Annotated in this window: 21 protein-coding genes; 16 read left to right on the forward strand and 5 right to left on the reverse strand. The window is 65.5% G+C overall.

From position 1 onward, the window contains the following. From ACIP1U_RS30300 to lpdA, 4 genes are all read left to right on the forward strand, one after another. Window positions 1–470 (forward strand): transketolase-like TK C-terminal-containing protein (locus tag ACIP1U_RS30300; RefSeq protein ID WP_400322926.1); only part of this gene is annotated, 470 nt, incomplete at its 5' end. A gap of 167 nt (window positions 471–637) precedes the next feature. Next, the gene (aceF, locus tag ACIP1U_RS30305; protein WP_400322928.1) at window positions 638–2314 is read left to right on the forward strand and encodes a dihydrolipoyllysine-residue acetyltransferase; all 1677 of its coding nucleotides are present in this window, start codon (window positions 638–640) and stop codon (window positions 2312–2314) included. A 171-nt stretch (window positions 2315–2485) separates the two neighbouring features. Then, window positions 2486–3115 (forward strand): MFS transporter, encoded by a 630-nt coding sequence (locus ACIP1U_RS30310; protein WP_400322930.1) that lies wholly within the window; start codon window positions 2486–2488, stop codon window positions 3113–3115. 33 nt (window positions 3116–3148) lie between these two features. Then, window positions 3149–4930, forward strand: a complete 1782-nt coding sequence (lpdA, locus tag ACIP1U_RS30315; RefSeq protein WP_400322932.1) for a dihydrolipoyl dehydrogenase — start codon at window positions 3149–3151, stop codon at window positions 4928–4930. A 350-nt stretch (window positions 4931–5280) separates the two neighbouring features. On the opposite strand, the gene phaP1 is transcribed toward lpdA, so the two are convergent. Continuing rightward, entirely contained in the window at window positions 5281–5871 is a 591-nt protein-coding gene (phaP1, locus tag ACIP1U_RS30320; RefSeq protein ID WP_400322934.1) for a TIGR01841 family phasin PhaP1, read from the reverse strand. Between the two features lie 131 nt (window positions 5872–6002). Between phaP1 and ACIP1U_RS30325 the strand changes: the two genes are divergently transcribed. The 6 genes from ACIP1U_RS30325 to pbpG all read left to right on the forward strand — a co-directional run bounded on the left by ACIP1U_RS30325 (window position 6003) and on the right by pbpG (window position 10821). Continuing rightward, window positions 6003–6206: a hypothetical protein gene (locus ACIP1U_RS30325; protein ID WP_400322936.1), complete on the forward strand. Its 204-nt coding sequence runs from the start codon at window positions 6003–6005 to the stop codon at window positions 6204–6206. Between the two features lie 23 nt (window positions 6207–6229). Next, window positions 6230–7150 carry a histone deacetylase gene (locus ACIP1U_RS30330; RefSeq protein ID WP_400323004.1) on the forward strand — a complete coding sequence of 307 codons (921 nt, stop codon included), beginning with the start codon at window positions 6230–6232 and terminating at the stop codon, window positions 7148–7150. Beyond that, window positions 7147–8070 carry a DMT family transporter gene (locus ACIP1U_RS30335; RefSeq protein WP_400322938.1) on the forward strand — a complete coding sequence of 308 codons (924 nt, stop codon included), beginning with the start codon at window positions 7147–7149 and terminating at the stop codon, window positions 8068–8070. The genes ACIP1U_RS30330 and ACIP1U_RS30335 overlap by 4 nt, the downstream gene beginning before the upstream one ends. Before the next feature lie 97 nt (window positions 8071–8167). Beyond that, window positions 8168–8614, forward strand: a complete 447-nt coding sequence (locus tag ACIP1U_RS30340; protein WP_029047698.1) for a thioesterase family protein — start codon at window positions 8168–8170, stop codon at window positions 8612–8614. Window positions 8615–8640: 26 nt separating this feature from the next. Continuing rightward, on the forward strand, window positions 8641–9354 hold the full coding sequence (locus ACIP1U_RS30345) for a nitroreductase (protein WP_400322940.1): 714 nt from the start codon (window positions 8641–8643) through the stop codon (window positions 9352–9354). Window positions 9355–9606: 252 nt separating this feature from the next. Beyond that, on the forward strand, window positions 9607–10821 hold the full coding sequence (pbpG, locus tag ACIP1U_RS30350; protein WP_400322942.1) for a D-alanyl-D-alanine endopeptidase: 1215 nt from the start codon (window positions 9607–9609) through the stop codon (window positions 10819–10821). A gap of 63 nt (window positions 10822–10884) precedes the next feature. Here the strand turns inward: pbpG and ACIP1U_RS30355 are convergent, their stop codons facing one another. The 3 genes from ACIP1U_RS30355 to ACIP1U_RS30365 form a co-directional block, all read right to left on the reverse strand. Beyond that, on the reverse strand, window positions 10885–12297 hold the full coding sequence (locus ACIP1U_RS30355) for an FAD-binding oxidoreductase (RefSeq protein ID WP_400322943.1): 1413 nt from the start codon (window positions 12295–12297) through the stop codon (window positions 10885–10887). Between the two features lie 14 nt (window positions 12298–12311). After that, entirely contained in the window at window positions 12312–13040 is a 729-nt protein-coding gene (locus ACIP1U_RS30360; protein WP_400322945.1) for a FadR/GntR family transcriptional regulator, read from the reverse strand. Between the two features lie 149 nt (window positions 13041–13189). Next, window positions 13190–13975 (reverse strand): IclR family transcriptional regulator, encoded by a 786-nt coding sequence (locus ACIP1U_RS30365; RefSeq protein WP_029047693.1) that lies wholly within the window; start codon window positions 13973–13975, stop codon window positions 13190–13192. Between the two features lie 235 nt (window positions 13976–14210). Between ACIP1U_RS30365 and ACIP1U_RS30370 the strand changes: the two genes are divergently transcribed. From ACIP1U_RS30370 to ACIP1U_RS30380, 3 genes are read left to right on the forward strand one after another with little or no spacing between them, the layout of a single operon-like run. Continuing rightward, window positions 14211–14936 carry a (Fe-S)-binding protein gene (locus ACIP1U_RS30370; RefSeq protein ID WP_400322947.1) on the forward strand — a complete coding sequence of 242 codons (726 nt, stop codon included), beginning with the start codon at window positions 14211–14213 and terminating at the stop codon, window positions 14934–14936. A gap of 17 nt (window positions 14937–14953) precedes the next feature. Next, entirely contained in the window at window positions 14954–16366 is a 1413-nt protein-coding gene (locus tag ACIP1U_RS30375; protein ID WP_400322949.1) for a LutB/LldF family L-lactate oxidation iron-sulfur protein, read from the forward strand. Beyond that, a complete protein-coding gene (locus ACIP1U_RS30380) occupies window positions 16363–16632 on the forward strand; it encodes a hypothetical protein (RefSeq protein ID WP_400322951.1) in 270 nt (89 codons plus the stop codon). The genes ACIP1U_RS30375 and ACIP1U_RS30380 overlap by 4 nt, the downstream gene beginning before the upstream one ends. Window positions 16633–16666: 34 nt before the next feature. Here ACIP1U_RS30380 and ACIP1U_RS30385 read toward each other — a convergent pair whose 3' ends face one another. Next, a complete protein-coding gene (locus ACIP1U_RS30385) occupies window positions 16667–17554 on the reverse strand; it encodes a LysR substrate-binding domain-containing protein (protein WP_400322953.1) in 888 nt (295 codons plus the stop codon). Between the two features lie 117 nt (window positions 17555–17671). Here ACIP1U_RS30385 and ACIP1U_RS30390 point away from each other — a divergent pair, with 117 nt between their 5' ends. The 3 genes from ACIP1U_RS30390 to ACIP1U_RS30400 all read left to right on the forward strand — a co-directional run bounded on the left by ACIP1U_RS30390 (window position 17672) and on the right by ACIP1U_RS30400 (window position 20648). Then, window positions 17672–18673: an ornithine cyclodeaminase family protein gene (locus tag ACIP1U_RS30390; RefSeq protein ID WP_400322955.1), complete on the forward strand. Its 1002-nt coding sequence runs from the start codon at window positions 17672–17674 to the stop codon at window positions 18671–18673. Next, a complete protein-coding gene (locus ACIP1U_RS30395; RefSeq protein WP_400322957.1) occupies window positions 18670–19503 on the forward strand; it encodes a phosphate/phosphite/phosphonate ABC transporter substrate-binding protein in 834 nt (277 codons plus the stop codon). The genes ACIP1U_RS30390 and ACIP1U_RS30395 overlap by 4 nt, the downstream gene beginning before the upstream one ends. Before the next feature lie 98 nt (window positions 19504–19601). Further along, window positions 19602–20648, forward strand: a complete 1047-nt coding sequence (locus ACIP1U_RS30400; RefSeq protein WP_400322959.1) for a Bug family tripartite tricarboxylate transporter substrate binding protein — start codon at window positions 19602–19604, stop codon at window positions 20646–20648. Window positions 20649–20873 lie beyond the last annotated feature (225 nt).

Here is a 20873-nt window from a genome sequence, read left to right on the forward strand (position 1 = left end):
GCACGATCTTCCGCGAGGTGGTCGCCGCCGCCGAACTGCTGAAGAAGGACTGGGGCGTCGAGTCCGACCTGTGGAGCTGCCCGAGCTTCACCGAGCTGGCCCGCGAAGGCCAGGCCGCCGAGCGCTTCAACCTGCTGCACCCGGCGGAAACCCAGCGCGAAGCCTTTGTCACGCAGAAGCTCAAGTCGGTCCGCGGTCCGGTGATTGCATCGACCGACTACGTGCGCGCCTTCGCCGAGCAGATCCGCCCGTTCGTGCCGCGCCGCTACGTGGTGCTGGGCACCGATGGCTTCGGCCGCTCGGATACCCGCGAGAAGCTGCGCCACTTCTTTGAAGTGGATCGCCACTGGGTCACGCTGGCCGCGCTCAAGGCGCTGGCCGACGAGGGCGCCATCAGCCGCGACAAGGTGGCCGAGGCCATCAAGAAGTACAACCTCGACCCGAGCAAGCCCAACCCGATGTCGGTCTGATCCGGCAGCCTGCACCCACCCCCGCAGTACGGCTACGCCGTGCCGCGGGCGCCCCGGCAAACCGCCGGCTGGCGCCTTGCGGCACGGCGGCGTGACAGAAGCGGGCGGCGAAGGTAATCTCGCCGCTTGCGGATGTCGTGCGCGCCGGCCTGCCCAGGAGACACTGAATGAGTCAAGCAATTGAAATCAAGGTGCCGGATATCGGCGACTATGACGCCGTCCCCGTCATCGAAGTGCATGTGAAACCCGGCGACAGCATCAACGCGGAAGACGCGCTGGTGACGCTGGAATCGGACAAGGCCACCATGGACGTGCCCTCGCCGCAGGCCGGCGTGGTCAAGGACGTCCGCATCAAGGTAGGCGACAACGTGTCCGAAGGCTCGGTGCTGGTAATGCTGGAAGCGGCCAACGAGGCTTCCGCAGCACCGCCCGACGCGGCCGCAGCTCCGGCGCCGGTCGCTGCAGCTCCCGCACCCGCACCCGCGCCGGCAGCAGCTCCCGCAGCGGCTCCTGCCGCGAGCGGTGGCGGCACCATCGAAGTCAAGGTGCCCGATATCGGCGACTACGATGCCGTGCCGGTCATCGAAGTCCACGTCAAGCCAGGCGACACCATCAACGCCGAAGACGCGCTGGTGACGCTGGAGTCGGACAAGGCCACCATGGACGTGCCTTCGCCGCAGGGCGGCGTGGTCAAGGAAGTCAAGGTTAAGGTTGGCGACAACGTGTCCGAAGGCACGCTGCTGCTGATCCTGGAAGGCGCCGGCGCTGCTGCTGCACCGGCGCCTGCTGCCGCGGCGGCTCCGGCACCGGCCGCTGCCAGCGCGCCCGCCCCGGCACCCGCACCCGCTGTTGCCCCGGCTCCGGCAGCAGCGGCTGCCGCCGCGCCGGCCGTCTCTGGCGTGAGCGGCAAGGCCGCCCACGCCAGCCCGTCGGTGCGCAAGTTCGCGCGCGAGCTGGGCGTCGATGTGACGCGCGTGGCCGGCACCGGCCCCAAGGGCCGCATCACCCAGGAGGACGTGCAGAACTACGTCAAGGGCGTGATGACCGGCCAGACCGCCGCGCCGACACAGGCTGCCGCGGCTGGCGGCGGCGGTGGCGAGCTCGGCCTGCTGCCGTGGCCGAAGGTCGATTTCACCCGCTTTGGCGAGGTCGAAAGCAAGGCCCTGTCGCGCATCAAGAAGATTTCCGGTGCCAACCTGCACCGCAACTGGGTCATGATCCCGCACGTTACCAACCATGACGAAGCGGACATCACCGAGCTGGAAGCTTTCCGCGTGCAGCTGAACAAGGAAAACGAGAAGTCCGGCATCAAGGTGACCATGCTGGCCTTCATGATCAAGGCCACGGTCGCGGCGCTGAAGAAGTTCCCGAACTTCAATGCGTCGCTCGACGGTGACAATCTGGTGCTGAAGAAGTACTTCAACATCGGTTTCGCCGCCGACACCCCGAACGGCCTGGTCGTGCCGGTGATCAAGGACGCCGACAAGAAGGGCGTGCTGGAGATCAGCCAGGAAATGAGCGAGCTGGCCAAGCTGGCGCGCGACGGCAAGCTCAAGCCGGACCAGATGCAGGGCGGCTGCTTCTCGATTTCATCGCTGGGCGGCCTGGGCGGCACGTACTTCACGCCGATCATCAACGCGCCGGAAGTGGCCATCATGGGCGTGTGCAAGTCGTTCCAGAAGCCGGTGTGGGACCCGAATGTCAACGGTGGGCAGTTTGCGCCGCGCCTGACGCTGCCGCTGTCGCTGTCGTGGGATCACCGTGTCATCGACGGCGCCGAGGCCGCACGCTTCAATACGTACTTCGCGCAACTGCTGGCCGACTTCCGCCGCATCCTGCTGTAAGGCGGCCGCTTAACAATGATTCTGGCGTCCTTGCGCGGCCTTGCCGTACCACGTGTACTGTCTGCGGCCGCGCGCCTGGCCAGAACCGCTTCGCTTCATTTTGAAGCCGCCGCAACGCACACCGGCTTTGCCGGTGCGCGAAAGGCCAGCACCTGAGTTGAGGAGCGAGCCATGACTACCTGTGTTGTCGTCAAGAAGGGCGCCGAGGTGGCGATCGCGGCGGACGCGCTGGTCACCTTCGGCGATACGCGGCTGTCGCGCGCGTATGAGCGCAACCAGAAGGTCTTCCCGGTCGGCGAGGGCTTTATCGCGCTGGCCGGGACGACCGCGCACTTCCCGGTCATGCGCACGCTGCTGGCGGGCCTGGGCGAGGAGTGCCGCCTGGGGTCGCGCGACGATGTGTTCCGCACCTTCCTGAAGGTGCACGAGAAGCTGAAGACGGACTACTTCGTCAACACCAAGGAAGACGAGGACGATCCCTACGAGTCGTCGCAGATCGTATGCCTGATCGCCAATCCGGCCGGCATCTTCGGCGTCTATTCGTATCGCGAGGTGTTTGCGTTCGACCGTTTCTGGGGCATTGGCTCGGGCCGCAATTACGCGCTGGGCGCGATGCATGCGGTGTATGACCGGCCGGACCTGGATGCGGGCGAGATCGCGCGCATCGGCGTTGATGCGGGCGTGGAGTTCGACAAGAGCTCATCGGGGCCGATCGAGGTCCATACGGTGCGGCTGCACGAAGCAGATAATGGCGCAGCGCCGGCGGCGGATGCGGCAACCAACAACGACGGCGCGCCCTGAAGCCGAGAGGCGGGCGCGTATTGAGGAGCAAATATGAGTGTGATCGAAGTCAAGGTGCCGGATATCGGCGATTTCGACGCGGTGGAAGTGATCGAGGTGCTGGTCAAGGCCGGCGATACGGTCGAGACCGAACAGTCCCTGATCGTGCTGGAGTCCGACAAGGCGAGCATGGATGTGCCGTCGTCGGTCGCCGGCAAGGTCGTGGAGGTCAAGGTCAAGGTGGGCGACAAGGTCGGCCAGGGCGCGGTGATCTGCACCGTGGAGGCCCAGGCCGCCGCTGCACCGGCGCCCGCGCAAGCTCCGGCTCCGGCCGCGGCTCCTGCGCCGGCTGCCGCGGCACCGGGCGCTGCGCCGGCCGCCGCAACACATAGCGGCGGTGCCGATATCCAGTGCGAAATGCTGGTGCTGGGCGCCGGCCCCGGCGGCTATTCGGCCGCCTTCCGCGCCGCCGACCTGGGCATGAACACCGTGCTGGTCGAACGCTACAGCACGCTTGGCGGTGTCTGCCTGAACGTGGGCTGCATTCCCTCCAAGGCGCTTCTGCACAACGCCGCCGTGATCGACGAAGCCAAGGCGCTGGCCGCCCACGGCATCCTCTTCGGCGAAGCCAAGATCGACCTCGACGGCCTGCGCCACTACAAGAACCAGGTGGTCGGCAAGCTGACCGGCGGCCTGGCCGGCATGGCCAAGGCGCGCAAGGTGCAGGTGGTGCGCGGCATCGGCAACTTCCTCGATCCGCACCACATGGAAGTCGAGCTGACCGAGGGCGAGGGCAAGCGGAGCACCGGCAAGAAGACCGTGATCCGCTTCGAGAAGGCCATCATCGCCGCCGGCAGCCAGGCGGTGAAGCTGCCCTTTATCCCGGAAGACCCGCGCATCGTCGACTCGACCGGCGCGCTCGAGCTGCCGGAAGTGCCCAACAAGATGCTGGTCATCGGCGGCGGCATCATCGGGCTGGAAATGGCCACGGTGTACAGCACGCTGGGCGCGGACATCGATGTTGTCGAAATGCTCGACGGCCTGATGAACGGCGCGGACCGCGACCTGGTCAAGGTCTGGGAAAAGAAGAACAAGGACCGCTTCGGCAAGGTCATGCTGAAGACCAAGACGGTCGGGGTGGAAGCCAAGCCGGACGGCATCTATGTCAGGTTCGAGGGCGATCAGGCCCCGGCCGAGCCGCAACGCTACGACCTGGTGCTGGTGTCGGTGGGCCGCTCGCCCAACGGCAAGCGCATCAGCGCCGAGAAGGCCGGCGTGGCCGTGACCGACCGTGGCTTTATCAACGTCGACAAGCAGATGCGCACCAACGTGCCGCATATCTTTGCGATCGGCGACGTCGTGGGCCAGCCGATGCTGGCGCACAAGGCGGTGCACGAAGCCCATGTGGCCGCGGAAGCCGCGCACGGCGAGAAGGCGTTCTTCGATGCCAAGCAGATCCCGTCGGTGGCCTTTACCGATCCGGAAGTGGCCTGGGCGGGCCTGACCGAAGACGAGTGCAAGGCGCAAGGCATCAAGTACAGCAAGGGTGTGTTCCCATGGGCCGCTTCGGGCCGCGCCATCGCCAACGGCCGCGACGAGGGCTTTACCAAGCTGATCTTCGACGAGGAATCGCATCGCGTGATCGGCGGCGGTATCGTTGGTACGCATGCCGGCGACCTGATCAGCGAAGTGTGCCTGGCGATCGAGATGGGCGCCGATGCGGTGGATATCGGCAAGACCATCCACCCGCACCCGACGCTGGGCGAATCGATCGGCATGGCGGCGGAGATCTACGAAGGCACGTGTACCGACGTGCCGCCGCCGCGCAAGCGCTGAGTTTCCCCTCCGCAAGCGCAGAACCCGCCGGCAGGCGGGTTCTTTTTTGCCTTAATAATGCAATTAACCGCCAAAAACCAAACCCGACTACTTATGGAGCCAGCAGGGCAGGGCGCTACACAAGCGGGGATGCGGGCAAAAAAAAGCCCGGCCTTTGCAGGCCAGGCTTTAACGATACCTTTGGACAAGGAGACCGCGGTACCGAGGAGACATCGGCAGACTTGGCAGTGCCGCTATCCTCGGTCGGGACACCACCGTCATCGTTGGCAAAACGCACCGGCAAGATTCCGCATCGATGCGCTTTGCCAACGGACCGGCCGGAGCCGGTCCATCGTCAAGGCAAACAGCTATCAGGCAACAGTAGCCTTCTTCGCCGTAGCCGTAGCCGTAGCCGTACGGGCCGTGGCGCTGGCTTGCTGGGCAGCCTTGGTGGCGGCGGAAGCAGCGGCCTGGAAGTTGGTTTCAGCGATTTCCACGGCTTGCTTGGTCGCCTTCTGCACCGACTCATAGGCGTTGTTGGCAGCCGAAATTGCCGACTTCACGATGGCCACGGTCGATTCCGAACCGGCCGGGGCGTTCTTGGCGAAGTTCTCGACCAGCGCCTGCACGTTCTTCGAGCCTTCGGCCAGTTGGGCTTCGGCCACCTTGGTGAACTCGCTCTGGGTTTCCGAGGCGATTTCATACAGGTGACGGGTGTAAGCCAGGGTCTTCTCGGCGACCGGCTGCACGGCTGCGGCCTGCAGGGCCAGCAGTTCCTGTGCGTCCTTGGCCGACAGTGCCTTCTTGGCGTTTTCCACGTTTTCAGCGAAGGTGGTCTTCACGACCTGCAGGTTCAGTTCGACAAGCTTTTCGACGCCTTCAAATGCCTTGGTAGTCAGGCCGAACAGCGTTTCCAGGTTTGCTTTTTGTGCTGCTGCGACTTGTTCCGGGGTCAGGATCATTGCTGGTCTCCAGTGGTGAACTTCAAGGTCAAGCAAAATTAAGCCGCCTAGATGTCAGGGCCGTGACGGTGTGTCCCGCTTCGGCCAGCCCAGGCGTGTGTGGGTGGTTGTGTGCCGCGCCCGATGCTTTGATGCGCCGCAACAATTTCAATTTTAGGGGAGCCGGGTTTAATGTCAAGCGCATTTTGTGCGTTGCACAAGAAGATTGCGGCGAGTGTCCTGGTTTTGTGCCGCAGCAGCCATTTTTGCAGGGGCGAGGTGCGGTGAGCGGTGCTACCATCGCGGATTGTCTCGCTGTACGGCTGGCCGCCGCCTGCGAAACCGACAAGACGTGAACAGAACCGCACAGGCCGATCCCATGCTTGCCTTCTACGCCGACCATTTCGTGTTGCCGCTGCCGCCGGGACACCGTTTCCCGATGCGCAAGTACAGCATGCTGCGTGACACGGTCGCAGCCCAGATTCCTGGCTTGCACCTGGCCGAGGCGCCGCGCGCCGGCGACGATGCGCTGTTGCTGGCGCATACGCCGGAATACGTCCAGGCAGCTTCCGCTGGCACGCTGGATGCAGCCCGCCAGCGCGAAATCGGTTTCCCGTGGTCCGAAGCCATGGTCGAGCGCTCGCGGCGCTCCGCCGGCGCCACCATCGAGGCGTGCCGGGCGGCCTTGCGCGAAGGCGTTGCCGTGAACCTCGCCGGCGGCACGCATCACGCATATGCCGACAAGGGTGGCGGCTTCTGCGTGTTCAACGACGCTGCCATTGCGGCGCGCGTGCTGCAGCGCGACGGCGACGTGCGCCGCGTGGCGGTGGTCGATCTCGACGTGCACCAGGGCAACGGCACGGCGTCGATCCTGCAAGGCGATTCCTCCGTGTTCACGCTGTCGCTGCACGGCGAGAAGAATTACCCGTTCCGCAAGGAAGCCAGTGACCTCGACGTCGGGCTGCCGGACGGCTGTGACGACGACGCCTATGCGGGTGCGCTGCAGGCGGCGCTGGATACGCTGTTCAGCCGCTTCGCACCCGACTTGCTGATCTACCTGGCCGGCGCCGATCCGCACGAGGGTGATCGGCTCGGGCGGCTCAAACTGACCTTCGCTGGCCTGGCGCGGCGTGACCAGCTGGTGTTCGATGCCGCCATGGCGCGCGGACTGCCGGTGGCGGTGGCAATGGCCGGCGGCTACGGCAACCAGATCGAAGACACGGTCGCTGTCCATGTGCAGACCGTGCGCCTGGCCGCGCAATTCCATGCCCGCCATGGCGCGCTGGCGGTGGCGTCATGAGCGCCGCGGCAGAACCCGGCCGCGCGGCCCACGCCGGCACCCGCCAGACGGCATGGGTGGCGGCGATGCCATGGCTGTTCGTGCTGATCTGGAGCACCGGCTTCATTGTCGCCAAATACGGCATGCCGTATGCGGAGCCGATGACATTCCTGTTCCTGCGCTTTGTCGGTGTGCTGGTGCTGATGGTGCCGTTCGTACTGCTGGCTGGCGTGCCGTTGCCGCGCGCGGCGGGCACGACGCATACCGACTGGCGCATGGTCGGCCATCTTGCCGTGGCCGGCTTGCTGCTGCAGGCCGGCTACCTCGGCGGCGTGTGGGCGGCGATCAAGCTCGGCATGCCGGCCGGCGTGTCGGCGCTGATCGCGGGCATGCAGCCGATCCTGACCGCGCTGATCGCCGCGCGGCTGGGCGAGCGCATCAGCGGGCGCCAGTGGCTGGGCCTGCTGCTGGGCATCGCCGGCGTGGCGCTGGTGGTGGCCAACAAGCTCGGCACCGCGCTGACGCCGGCAAGCCTGGCGCTGGCCGTTGGGGCGCTGCTCAGCATTACCGTGGGCACGGTTTACCAGAAGCGCTTCTGCCCGGTGTTCGACCTGCGCATGGGATCCGTGATCCAGTTCGGCGCCGCCGCGCTGGCCTGCCTGCCGTTCATGTTCCTGTTCGAGGCGCGCGAAGTGCAGTGGACCGCCGCCATGATCGGTGCGCTGGCGTGGTCGGTGGTGGCGTTGTCGATTGGCGCCATCTCGCTGCTGTTCTTGCTGATCCGTCAGGGTGCCGCGACCAAGGTGTCGAGTCTCATGTATCTGACGCCGCCAACCACTGCCGTGATGGCCTGGCTGCTCTTCGGCGAACGCTTCCCGCCGCTCGCCGCCGCCGGCATGGTGCTTGCGGCGTTAGGCGTGGCACTGGTCATTCGCCGGTAGTGCTGGTGCGTTCGTATCGCAGTTGCGAACGCGTCAACGGTTGCCCTGGCGCGCTCAGATTCCACTTTCCGTTCTTGCCCAGTTGCTTCCTCGCCCCATGAAACCACAAGCCGAGCCGCGCAGTGCCTATCCGTACTTCCAGCCGATCACTACGCGTTGGATGGATAACGATGTCTATGGCCACGTTAACAACGTTGTCTACTACAGTTATTTTGACACCGTGGTGAATACCTACCTGATCCGGCAGGGTGCCCTCGATCTCGAGTCGGGCAAGACCATCGGGCTGGTGATTGAGACGCAGTGCAACTACTTCTCGTCGCTCAGCTTCCCGGAGACCGTGGTCGCAGGCTTGCGCGTCGCCAGGCTCGGCACGTCGAGCGTGCGCTATGAGGTGGGCCTGTTCAGCGGCGACAACGAGGTTGCCGCCGCGCAGGGGCATTTCATCCACGTCTATGTCGATCGCGCCACGCGCCGGCCGGTACCGCTGCCAGCGCCGCTGCGCGAGGCGCTGCTGCCGCTGGCGGTCGCAGGCGCGCAAGGGTGAGGGCGGGGCAATTGGAGACGAACAAGATGTCCCTAGAGATGCAACCGGGTTCGGAGGACGCCGTGGCGTGCGTGGATCGTGCGATCCTGACACGGCGTTCGGTGCGGGCCTTTCTCGATACGCCCGTGCCGCGCGAGACCGTGGAAGACATCCTGGCCGTCGCCAGCCGCGCCCCCTCCGGCACCAATACGCAGCCATGGCGGGTCTACGTCCTGTCGGGCGAAGCGAAGGCAAAGCTGTGCGCGGATGTCCTTGCCGCTTACGACGACCCCGAGCGCGACAGCAAGTACCTGGAGGAGTACCCATACTACCCCCGCGAATGGGCCAACCCATACCTGGCGCGGCGGCGCAAGGTGGGCTGGGACCTGTACGGCCTGCTTGAGATCAGCCGCGAGGACAAGGCGCGCATGCATGAGCAGCACGCGCGCAACTTCCGTTTTTTCGATGCACCGGTGGGAATTATCTTCACCATCGACCGCATCATGGAGCAGGGCAGCTGGCTCGACTACGGCATGTTCCTGCAAAGCATCATGGTTGCCGCGCGGGCGCGCGGGCTGGATACCTGCCCGCAGGCGGCGTTCACGAAGTTCCACAAGATCATTGCCAGCCACTTGCTGCTGCCGCCGGAGGAAATGGTGGTGTGCGGCATGTCGCTGGGGTTTGCCGATCCGGACGCACCGGAAAACCGCCTGGCCACCGAACGGGAGCCGGTGAGCGGATTTGCGCGTTTTCTCTCATAGAGAGGTTTGTATCAATGTGTAACGATTGCTGCCGATATAGAGAGCGAATTGCCGCATTGGCCGCGATTGTTACACGGGGTAAGCAAGGCGGAGCGAATGCAGTTCGTTTGCGAACGTGACCTGTGGTCAACTTTTTCCACCATGTGGAAATGTTTGCAAATCGAACTTTAAGGAGCGTCTGTAAGTCTTTAATCTTGCTAACAATTTCTTAATTTCCTACACTAGCGCCATTCCTGATGCGCTGAACGAATCATGTTTCGGTCTGATTCCATTTTTTCCAGATTCTTCGGCTCCACGCCTTTGTCCGCCGTTGCCGCCGCGGTGCTGGTGTCGGTGTCGATGGTCACAGCTCCCGTCGTTGAAGCTGCGACCAAGTCTGCAAGCACGCAAAAAGCGTCAAAAAAGCAGGCAACTACCGCTAAAGCCACTAAAAAATCCGCTTCCAAGGCTGTGACCGCGAAGGCGCGCAGCGGCAAGGTCGCCAAGAGGGAAGCCGGTTCCGGCCGCAAGGTGATCGTGCTGAAAAACGGCAAGCGCCAGGTCGTGGCCGCGCATCGCGCGGCGCCGGTGCGCGCCGTGTTCACGCCCGCCAAGCCGTCGCTGGGCGAGGCGATGGGGTTGCGCGACACGGAAGACGCGCTCGCGCTGCGCTCCAGCGTGGCGCTGGTGATGGACCAGGGCTCCAACGAGGTGCTGTTCCAGAAGAACGCCTCCGCGGTACTGCCGATCGCCTCGATCACCAAGCTGATGACCGCGCTGGTGGTGATGGACGCGCGCCTGCCGATGGACGAGGTGCTGACCATCAGCGAGGAAGACCGCGACACCGAGAAGCACAGCGGTTCGCGCCTGCGCTTCGGTACGCAGCTGACCCGCCAGGAACTGCTGCTGCTGGCGCTGATGTCGTCCGAGAACCGCGCCGCTTCGGCGCTGGGCCGCCATTATCCGGGCGGGCTGCCGGCTTTCGTGCAGGCGATGAACCGCAAGGCGCGCGAGCTGGGCATGAACGACAGCCACTTCGTCGACTCGAGCGGCCTGTCGAGCAGCAATGTGTCCAGCGCGATGGACCTGGTGCGTATGGTCAATGCCGCGTACCGCAACCCGACCATCCGCGAGTTCTCGACCCAGACCGAGCATGAAGTCAACGTGCTGGGCCGCACGCAGCACTATGTCAGCACCAACCGCCTGGTACGCGGCGGCAACTGGGAGATCGGCCTGCAGAAGACCGGCTTTATCTCCGAAGCCGGCCAGTGCCTGGTGATGCAGGCGCGCGTGCAGGGCCGCAATGTGGTGATGGTGTTCCTGGATTCGGCGGGCAAGCTGTCGCGCTTTGCCGACGCCAACCGCGTCAAGGACTGGCTGGAGCATGCGCCATCGCGCCCGCACGGCTTTCCCTCTTCCCCTAGCCTGACGCAGCGTCCGGGCGGCGCGCACGCGATCCTGGCTTCGCAGCAGGCGCGCGGCATCTGATCGCTGGCCTGCAATGAAAACGCGCCGAATCCCGGCGCGTTTTTTTTGCCAGCGCGATAGCGCTCAGAGCAGCTTGCCGGGGTTCATGATTCCGGCCGGATCGAATACCGCCTTGATCTCTCGCATCAGCCGCAACTCCAGCGGCGCCTTGGTTGCCAGGAAGGCATGGCGCTTGAGCTGGCCGATGCCGTGCTCGGCGCTGATGCTGCCGCCGTAGCGCATCACTTCATCCAGCACTGCGTCAGTCACTGCATCGCCCTGGGTCGCTGCCCAGTCCTTCGGGGCGCCGGCCGGGCGCGACAGGTTGTAGTGCAGGTTGCCATCGCCGAAGTGGCCAAAGACAAAGGGCCGGATCGCCGGGTCGAGCGCGCGCAGCCGGTTTTCCATCGACGTCATGAACGCCGGGATCTGTTCGATCGGCAGCGACACGTCGTGCTTCAGGTGCGGGCCATCGGCGCGCTGCGCCTCGGAGATTTCCTCGCGCAGTTTCCACAGCGCCTGCAGCTGTGCCAGCGATGCCGAGACCGCCGCATCGAGGCACAGCTCCCGCTCCAGCGCTTCGCCGATCACGCGCTCCAGCAGTGCGTTGAGCGCGTCCTCATCCGTGGTGTCCGCCAGTTCGACCAGCACATAGGCGGGGTAGCGCTGCGCGAACGGTTCCTGCACACCTTCTGCATGCGTCAGCACCAGGTCCAGGCACTCGCCGGTAAAGAACTCGAACGCCTGCAGGCGCGCGCCGCATTGTGCGAACAGCAATTCATACAGCGCCAGCGATTGCGCCGGCGAGGCAACCGCAGCCAGCACCACGCTGCGCGTATCGGTGCGCGGGAACAGCCGCAATGCCGCCGCCGTGATCACGCCCAGCGTGCCTTCCGAGCCGATCAGCAGCTGCTTCAGGTCGTAGCCGGTGTTGTCCTTGCGCAGCGTGCGCAAGCCGTTGAACACCTCGCCGTTGGGCAGCACGGCTTCCACGCCCAGTACCAGCTCGCGCGTCATGCCATAGCGCACTACGTTGACGCCGCCGGCATTGGTGGCCAGGTTGCCGCCGATCTGGCACGAATCCTCGGCCGCCAGCGAAAGGGGCAGCAGCCGGTTGGCCTCTTGCGCGGCGCGGCGCAGGTTGCCGAGGATGCAGCCCGCTTCGGCCACCATGGTGTTGGCGATGGTGTCGAGCGAGCGCACCGCGTTCATGCGGTCCAGGCTCAGTACCACGTTGCCAACCTGGCCGTCGGGCGTGGCGCCTCCGCACAGGCCGGTATTGCCGCCGCGCGGCACCACCGGCACAGCCGCCTGCTGGCACAGCGCCAGCGTGCGCGCGACCTGTTCCACGCTGCGCGGACGCACCACCGCCTGCGCCTGCCCGCGATAGATGCCGCGCCAGTCAGACAGCCACGGCGCGATGTCGTCAGGATTGGTCAGGACAGTGTCGGTGCCGAGCGCTTCAGTGAGGCGTTGGGCGAGTTGAGCGGTTTGCATGATGTTCCGTGGTCTCAGGGCTGTGCAAAGGAAGGGCTGGCGGCGCGCGCGCGCAGCGTCAGGCCAAGACGCCGTGCCGCGTTCTGCAGGTGGGTGACTGCGGCGGCCCGGGCCGCGTCGGCGTCGCCGCGGCGGATCGCGTCGACGATGGCTTCATGCTCGGCCTGCACGCCTTCGGCCAGCCCTGGCTGGCGCAGCGTGTTGGCACGCGCGGTGGCGACCGCCTGGTGCAACTGCAGGTTCAGGTACTGCAGCAACTGGCGGTAGTAGGGGTTATGCGTCGCCGCGGCGATGCCGATATGGAAGGCCGCGTCGATATCGGCTGCCGGCTGCCCATCGTGGAGGTGAGCATGCAGCCGCTCCAGCAGCGCCGCCAGCCCGGCGACGTCGTCATCGGTGCGGCGCACGGCCGCCAGCGCGGCCGCGGCGCCTTCCAGGTCAATGCGCAGGTCATACAGGTCCGCCAGGCCGGCGGCGTCGATATCCGGCTCGCGCGGCAGCTGGAACCCCGCCGCGCCGGTACGCGAGCGCACTGTGCAGCCCACGCCCTGGCGCGTCTCGACAAAGCCCTGCGAGCGCAGATGTTCCGTGACTTCGCGGATCACCGCGGCGCTGACGCCGTATTGCTCTGAAAGCTGCTTGCCGGTTGGCAGCCGGGTGCCGACCGGGTACGCGCCGCTTTCGATGTCGGCGCGCAACTGGCGGGTGACCTGTTCGGTGAGGGTGACGGCACGGGTTCGCATGGCCGTCGATTATAAGGTTTGCTGGTTATCTGAAAACTAAGGGTAAATACGTATGTGCTGAGATGTTCGACGCCAGATGATGCAAAAACGCGCGGGGCGCCATCGCTGGCGGCCCGCGCGTTTTGGCGCTGGCGTATGAAAGCCGGCGCTCAGGCCGCGGCTTCGGACACGTAGCCCATGCCGCGCGAGATCTGCAGCGCGGTTTCCTTCAGGTTCTGCAACCAGCTGTCCTGCAGCCGGTCAGCCGGGGCCGACAGCGACAGGCCCGCCACCAGCCGGCGCGAGTCGTCGTAAATGCCGGCGGCAATGCAGCGCACGCCCAGTTCCAGTTCCTCATTGTCGCGGGCGTAGCCGTTGGTGCGGACCCAATTCAGTTCACGCTCCAGCTTGGTCAGGTCGGTGATCGAGGTCCGGGTATGCCCGGCCAGCCCGGTGCGGGTAGCGTAGTTGCGCACGCGCGCCGACTCGTCGGCGGCCAGGAACAGCTTGCCGACCGAGGTCAGGTGCAGCGGCGCGCGACCGCCGATGGCGCGCACCACCTGCATGCCGGAGCGCTCGCTATAGGCGCGCTCGATGTACACGATCTCGTCGCCCTGGCGTACTGACAGGTTGACCGTCTGCCCGGTGACCCGGTGCAGCGCGCGCATCGGCGCCAGCGCCGCGTCGCGCACCGACAGGCGAGCCTTGACCAGGTTGCCGAGTTCCAGCAGGCGCATGCCAAGACGATAGCTGCCCGGATCGGAACGATCGACGAAACGGCAGGCCACCATGTCGTTAAGGATGCGGTGCGCGGTAGAGGGATGCAGGCCCGTGGCCAGCGACAGCTCTTTCAGGCTGACCGGGTCGGCATGCTGGGCGAGGGCGTCCAGCAGGGTCATCATGCGCTCGATGACCTGGATGGACGTCTTGCCGGGTGACTTGTCTGCTTCGGACATAGTGGGAATAGGGGAAATGTTGCTTTGCGGCATTTTTAAGTGTCTGCCTGATTCTATCTCGCATCGTGAAAATTTCAATAGGTGAAATGACATTACGGTAAGAATCGGGTCGTGATGTCCCTTGGGAAAGTGATGTGTTTCGTACTGGATTCATGCCGGCGATGAACCGTTTGTGCGCCACGCGCGGCCCAAGACGCGCATAATTGCGAGGTTTTGGGGTCTGGAGAAGCCAACAATGCGAGTCGGTCTGTTCGCCACCTGCCTGGTGGACCTGATGCGTCCAGAGATCGGGTTTTCGGTGCTGAAGCTGCTGGAAGCCGCCGGCTACGAAGTCATGGTGCCCGAGGCGCAGACCTGCTGCGGCCAGCCGGCGTACAACTCTGGTGAGCGCGCTGTGTCGCGGGATCTCGCGGAGAAATTCCTGCGCGAGTTCGAGATGTTCGACTACATCGTGGTCCCGTCGGGAAGCTGCGGCGGCATGATCCGCCACCACTACGGTGACCTGCTGCGAGACGATCCGGAACTGAACGGCCGTTACGAGCGCCTGCGGGAACGGGTGTACGAGCTGACCGATTTCCTGGTCAACGTAGCGCGTGTCGAGACGCTGCCGTCCAGCTTTGCCGGCCATATCACTTATCACGATTCCTGTTCCGGCCTGCGCGAGCTGGGCGTCAAGCAGCAGCCGCGCGAACTGCTGTCGCGCCTGCCCGGCGTGCAACTGACCGAAATGAAGGACTGCGAAGCCTGCTGCGGCTTCGGCGGCACGTTCTCGGTCAAGTACGGCAATATCTCGACGGCCATCGTCGACGAGAAGTGCGCCAACATCAAGGCCAGCGGCGCCGATGCAGTGGTGCTGGGCGACCTGGGCTGCATCCTCAATATCGAAGGCCGGCTGCGCCGCACCGGCGACAGCCAGACCCGCGTGCTGCATATCGCCCAGGTGCTGGCCGGCGACGCCTGACTACGAGAGACGCCACGATGCAAGTCCACAGCATGGAATTCAAGGCGCGCGCCGGCCAGAAGCTGGCCGACCAGCGCCTGCAGCAGAACCTGAAGAAGCTCTCGACCAAGTTCGTCACGGCGCGCGCCGATGCCATCCGCGATATCGACTTCGACGCCACGCGCGAGGCGCTGAAGGAACGCCGCAACCGCGCGCTGGAAAACCTCGACGTCTGGCTGGCGGAGTTCGAGCAGAACGCCACCAGACGCGGCGCCACGGTGCTGTTCGCCGAGACCACCGCCGACGCCGCGCGCCTGGTCGCCGAGATCGCGCAGAAGCACGGCGTGAAGAAGGTCATCAAGAGCAAGTCGATGGTGACCGAGGAAATGCGCCTGAACCAGGTGCTGGGCGAGATGGGCGTGCAGAGTATCGAGACCGACCTCGGCGAGTACATCCTGCAGATCAACGACTCGGAGCCGCCATCGCACATCATTGCGCCGGTGGTGCACAAGGATAAGGACGAGATCGCCGACCTGTTCGCCAAAGTCCACCACAAGCCGCGGCTGACCGACATCCCGGAGATGACCCGCGAGGCACGCGAAGTGCTGCGCCCGGAATTCCTGTCCGCCGACATGGGCGTGACCGGCGGCAACTTCATCATTGCCGAGACCGGCTCGGTCGCCGTGGTTACCAATGAGGGCAATGAAGGCATGTGCACGGTGATGCCGCGCGTGCACGTGGCCGTGACCGGCATCGAGAAGGTGTTGCCGACGCTGGAGGACCTCGCCACGGTCATGCGCCTGCTGCCGCGCTCGGCCACGGGCCAGGCAATCTCCAACTATTTCTCGCTGCTGACAGGCCCGCGCGCGGAAGGCGAGCGCGATGGCCCCGAGCATATGTACTTCGTGCTCGTCGACGGCGGCCGCTCGGGACTGATCGGCGGCGACTTCCAGGAGATGCTGCGCTGCATCCGCTGCGGCGCCTGCATGAACCATTGCCCGGTCTACCAGAAGATCGGCGGCCATGCCTATGGCTGGGTCTATCCGGGGCCGATGGGCAGCGTGCTGACGCCCAGCTACGTTGGCCTTGCCAATGCGTTGGACCTGCCGCAGGCGGCGACCCTGTGCGGCGAGTGCAATCGGGTCTGCCCGGCTTCGATTCCGCTGTCGGATCTGCTGCGCAAGCTGCGCGAGAAGCAGATGGAACGCGGTCTGCGGCCGTGGCAGGAGCGGTTTGCGCTGAAGGCCTGGGGCTACGTGGCGAAGCGGCCCGACCTGTATGCCTTTGCCACGCGCATCGGCGCCTGGCTGCTGGGCCGAATGGGCGGCGGCAACCGGCTGATCACCAGCCTGCCGATGGCCGGCAAGGGCTGGACCGAAACCCGCGACATGCCGGCCCCGTCGGGCCGCACGTTTCGCGAACTGTACAAGGAAAGGAGAGCGCGATCATGAGCGCGGCCAATACAGAAACGCTGGCGCGCATGCGCGCCGCACTGGACCAGCATGTCGCCGGATCGATACCGGCGCAGGACCTCGTACGCGCATGGCGCGATGCCGGCAGCGGACTGACGCTGCCGCCCGTCTATGGGCAAGCGATGGAAGAGCTGCTGCGCAGGCTGGAGATGTCGGCGGTGTTTGCGCAGGACAGCTGCTCGTTCTCGAGCAGCGCGGTGACGGACCAGTTGGCGCGGTGGCTGGACAAGGCGGCGACGGCCTGAGGCTGCAACGCTTCGCCGCAGCCGCCTCCGCGGCTCAACGCTTCATCATCCCCGTCAGCGTCTCCACGAATTCCAGCGACAGCCGCGACAGCGGTTCCGTCTGCACATGGAAGATCTGCACCGAGGCATTGACCTTGGTGCGGATCGGCACGGCAACGATATTGGGCCAGTTCGCGCCGAACACCGTCATGGCATCGACCAGCGCGATGCCGGCACCGGCCTGCGCCAGCGCGCGCGCCACATGGGCCTGCTCCACCTGCACCCGGATGTCGGGCTGGTCGCCATCGTTGCCGAACATCTCGTGCACCAGCAGCGCGAACGGCACATCCGGACCATAGCCGATCAGGTCTTCGCCGATCAGTTCGGCGGGACGCACCCATTTGCGCGCGGCAAGCCGATGTCCCACCGGCACCAGCGCCACGATCTCGTTCTTCACCAGCAGCCGTGCCTCAAGGTTGGGGTGCGTCAGCGGCATGTTCGACACCGCCAGATCCACCTGTCCCGATAGCAGCGCGCGCAGCATGTTGCCGGGAATCTGCGTGCGTACCACCACGCGCACCGCCGGGTGCGCGGCGCGGAAGCTGGCGATGGCGCGCGGCAGCACGGTCTGTCCCAGGTTGGGGCTGCATGTGATGCGCAGGCTGCCGGTACGGTTGGCGGCGAGATCCTCGGCGATCTCATTGACGCGCTCGATCCCTTCATAGACCGCATTGACTTCGCCAAGCAACCGCCGCGCTTCCGGCGTGGGGTAGAGCCGGCCCTTGGTGCGGCGAAACAGCTCGAGGCCGAGCCGCTGCTCGGTGTGCGACATCAGCCGGCTGATCGCCGGTTGTGACACATAGAGCAGCTTCGATGCGCCGCTGATGGAACCGGTCAGCATCACCGCGCGGAAGACCTCGATCTGGCGCAGGTTCATTTTCATGGCATTAACCTGATGTTAAGGCAGGCGGACATATAAGCATATGACAGTCAATGGCGCCATACCTACACTGGACTCCATCGATGCACAACACACACTGATCTGGAGAGCGGGGACCGTATGGCTGATATTCATCTCACCTACCTCAACGGCCGGGACATTGCGCGGCTGGAAATGACCGATGCCGAAATCATCGATGCGGTGGAGCAGGCGCTGGTCGCACAGGGCAACGGCCAGACCGTGATCGAGCCGCGCGTGCACCTGATGCCGGATCCCGCCTTCAACGGCCACTTCAACGTGCTGCGCGGGTACGTGGCGCCGCTGGGACTGGCCGGCGTCAAGGTCGTCGGCGATTTCGTCGACAACTACAAGCTCGGCCTGCCTTCGGAGATGGCCATGCTGAACCTGTTCGATCCACGCACCGGCATGCCGGTGGCGGTGATCGACGCGACCTTCATCACCGATGCACGCACCGGCGCTCTGACCGCGCTCGGCGCCAAGCACCTGGCACGCCGCGACAGCAAGGTGCTGGGCCATATCGGCGCGCGCGGCACCTCGTACTGGAACGTGCGCCTGCTCGACAGCCTCTATGACTTCGACGAGATCCGCGTGCATTCCCGCCGGCCGGAAAGCCGCAATGCCTTTGCCGCCCGGCTGGAGCGCGATCTCGGCAAGAAGATCGTGGTGGCCGAAGATTGGGAATCGTGCGTGCGCGGCGCCGACATCGTGGTCGAGGCGTCGCGCCTGGAACGCCCGACGCCGATGCTCAAGACCGAATGGATCAAGCCCGGTGCGTTTGTCGTGCCCTACGGCACCATGAGCGCGGTCGAACTGTCGCTGACCGACATCATGACGCGAATGGTGGTGGACGACTGGGGCCAATGCAAGGGCGGCATGTTCGGCTCGCTGCGCGCGCATGTCGAAGCGGGCAAGCTGTCGGAACAGACGCTCTACGGCGAACTGGGCGAGATCGCCGCCGGCCGCAAGCCGGGCCGCCAGAGCGACGACGAAACCAACCTGTTCTGGCACCGCGGCCTGTCGCTGAGCGATATCGCGCTGGGGCACGCCATCCTGAAGAAGGCCGAGCAGCGCGGGCTGGGCCAGAAGCTGGTGTACGCATGATCGCCAATGCCCGCATGTACGCGGTAACACCGCAGGCCGAAGCGGCATGGCGCGCGCTGCTGGCGCGGGTGTCCGAGCGCGCGGGTGTGGAGTTGCCGTATATCGAGCATCCCGCGCCGGCGCTGGTCAGCGCGCTGTGGGCGCGGCCGGACTGCGGCTGCGTCTTCATGTGCGGCTATCCGTACGCGAGCGCGCCGGTAACGCCGCAGTTGCTGGCCGCGCCGGTTCCGTCGCACTCGCGCTACGATGGCCAGCCGGTTTACTTCACGGAATTCATCGTGCGCGCCGATGCGCCAGTGCGGTCGCTGGGGCAGACCTTCGGCGGGCGGCTGGCATGCATGTTGCCTGAGTCGAACTCGGGCTATAACGCGCCGCGCCATTACCTGATGCGGCTGGCGCCGGCGGGTACGCAGGCGCTGTACCGGCCCGCTGCGATGGCCACGCCAACGCCACGCGAGGTCATCGGTGCCGTGCTTGCTGGCGATGCCGAGGTGGGGGTGATTGACAGCTATGTGATGGACCTGCTGCGCCGCTATGACCCTGGGCTTGCCGCGCAACTGAAGACGCTGGCGCTGACGCCGCCTGCACCGATTCCGGTGCTGGTCGCATCGGCGGGCGCCGATCCGCAGCAGTGTGTGCGCGTGCGTGCGGCATTGCTGGGCATGCATGAGGATGCCGCGGGCACCGCGCTGCTGGCCATGTTGGGGCTGGCGCGCTTCGCCGCGGTGCAACCCGCCGACTATTCCTGCCTGCCTGCGATGGCGCACGAAGCGGACCTGGCGAGCTTTGCGCTGACCGATCCCGCGGCTGGAGAGCGGGGCACGGGATAGGCAACGGGTCGGACCGCACCTGGCCCATCGACGATAACAAGACTGCCGGCGCGGTAGAGGAGCCATAGCCTGATGACTGCCAAATTGGGGAAACCGTCATGAAATCCGCTGTGAATGCCGCTGTGAAATCCGATGTGAAGTCTTTCGTGAATCCTGACATCCGGCGCCTTGCCATGCATGGTCTGTTCGCCTGCGCGGCAGCCTGCGCGACATGGCTGGGCTCGGCGGCGGCACATGCCCAGCCGCCAACATATCCCGCCAAGCCGGTGCGCATCGTGGTGCCGTTTGCCGCCGGCGGCCCCGCCGACGTGCTGGCGCGCGCCGTCGGGGAAGGCATCGCCAAGACCACTGGCCAAAGCGTGCTGGTCGAGAACAAGGCCGGCGCCGCCGGCACCATCGGTGTCGACATGGTGGCCAAGGCCGCGCCCGACGGCTACACCATCGCGCTGGTGCCGGTCGGAAATATCGCAGTAAATCCCACGCTGATGCCGAACCTGCCCTACAAGCAGTCCGACCTGGCGCCGGTGGCGATGCTTGCCACCGCTGAGAACGTGCTGGTGGTCAACGCGGCCACGCCTGCCAGGTCGCTGGCGGAACTTCTCAAGCTAGCCATGCAGAAGCCGGGCGAACTCAGCTTCGCCTCTCCAGGCGCTGGCAGCCAGGCGCACCTGGCCGGCGAACTGCTGCAGCTCGATGCCAACGTCAAGCTGAACCACGTGCCATACAAGGGCGTGAGCCCGGCCATGACCGATGTGGTTGGCGGGCAGGTGACGATGATGTTTGCCCAGCTTTCGGCGGCACTGCCTTACATCAAGGCTGGCAAGCTGCGTGCCTTGGGCGTGGCCAGCGCCAAACGCTCTACGGTGCTGCCCGATGTGCCGACGATCGCGGAGCAGGGCTTCCCGAAGTTCGAGGCGGTGTCGTGGTATGCGTTGATGGCGCCGGCGGGGACGCCGCCAGAGATCGTGCGCAAGCTCAGCCAGCATGTCGACGCGGTGCTGGCCGATGCGGCGCTGAAGGAAAAGCTGGCGACGCTGGGAATGGAGGCGGCGGGCGGCACGCCGCAGCAGCTGGCGGCAACGATCCAGAAGGAAAGTGTGCGGTGGGCGGGGGTGATCAGGCAGCGGCGCATCACGATCGATTAGTCGTTTGCATACTGCTGGTTTGCTCCCTCTCCCATTTATGGGAGAGGGACGGGGGAGAGGGCAAGAGTCTCCACGAAGTGCGGCGTCACGATGCTTGCCATGCGCCGGCCCTCTCCCCCGACCCCTCTCCCGCAAGCGGGAGAGGGGAGCACACATATGGGACGCTTAAGCGCCAATGAGCAAAAAAAAACGGGGAGCCGAAGCTCCCCATTTTTCTGCGCCAGG

This window comes from Cupriavidus sp. NPDC089707, assembly GCF_044748965.1.
Lineage (GTDB): Bacteria > Pseudomonadota > Gammaproteobacteria > Burkholderiales > Burkholderiaceae > Cupriavidus.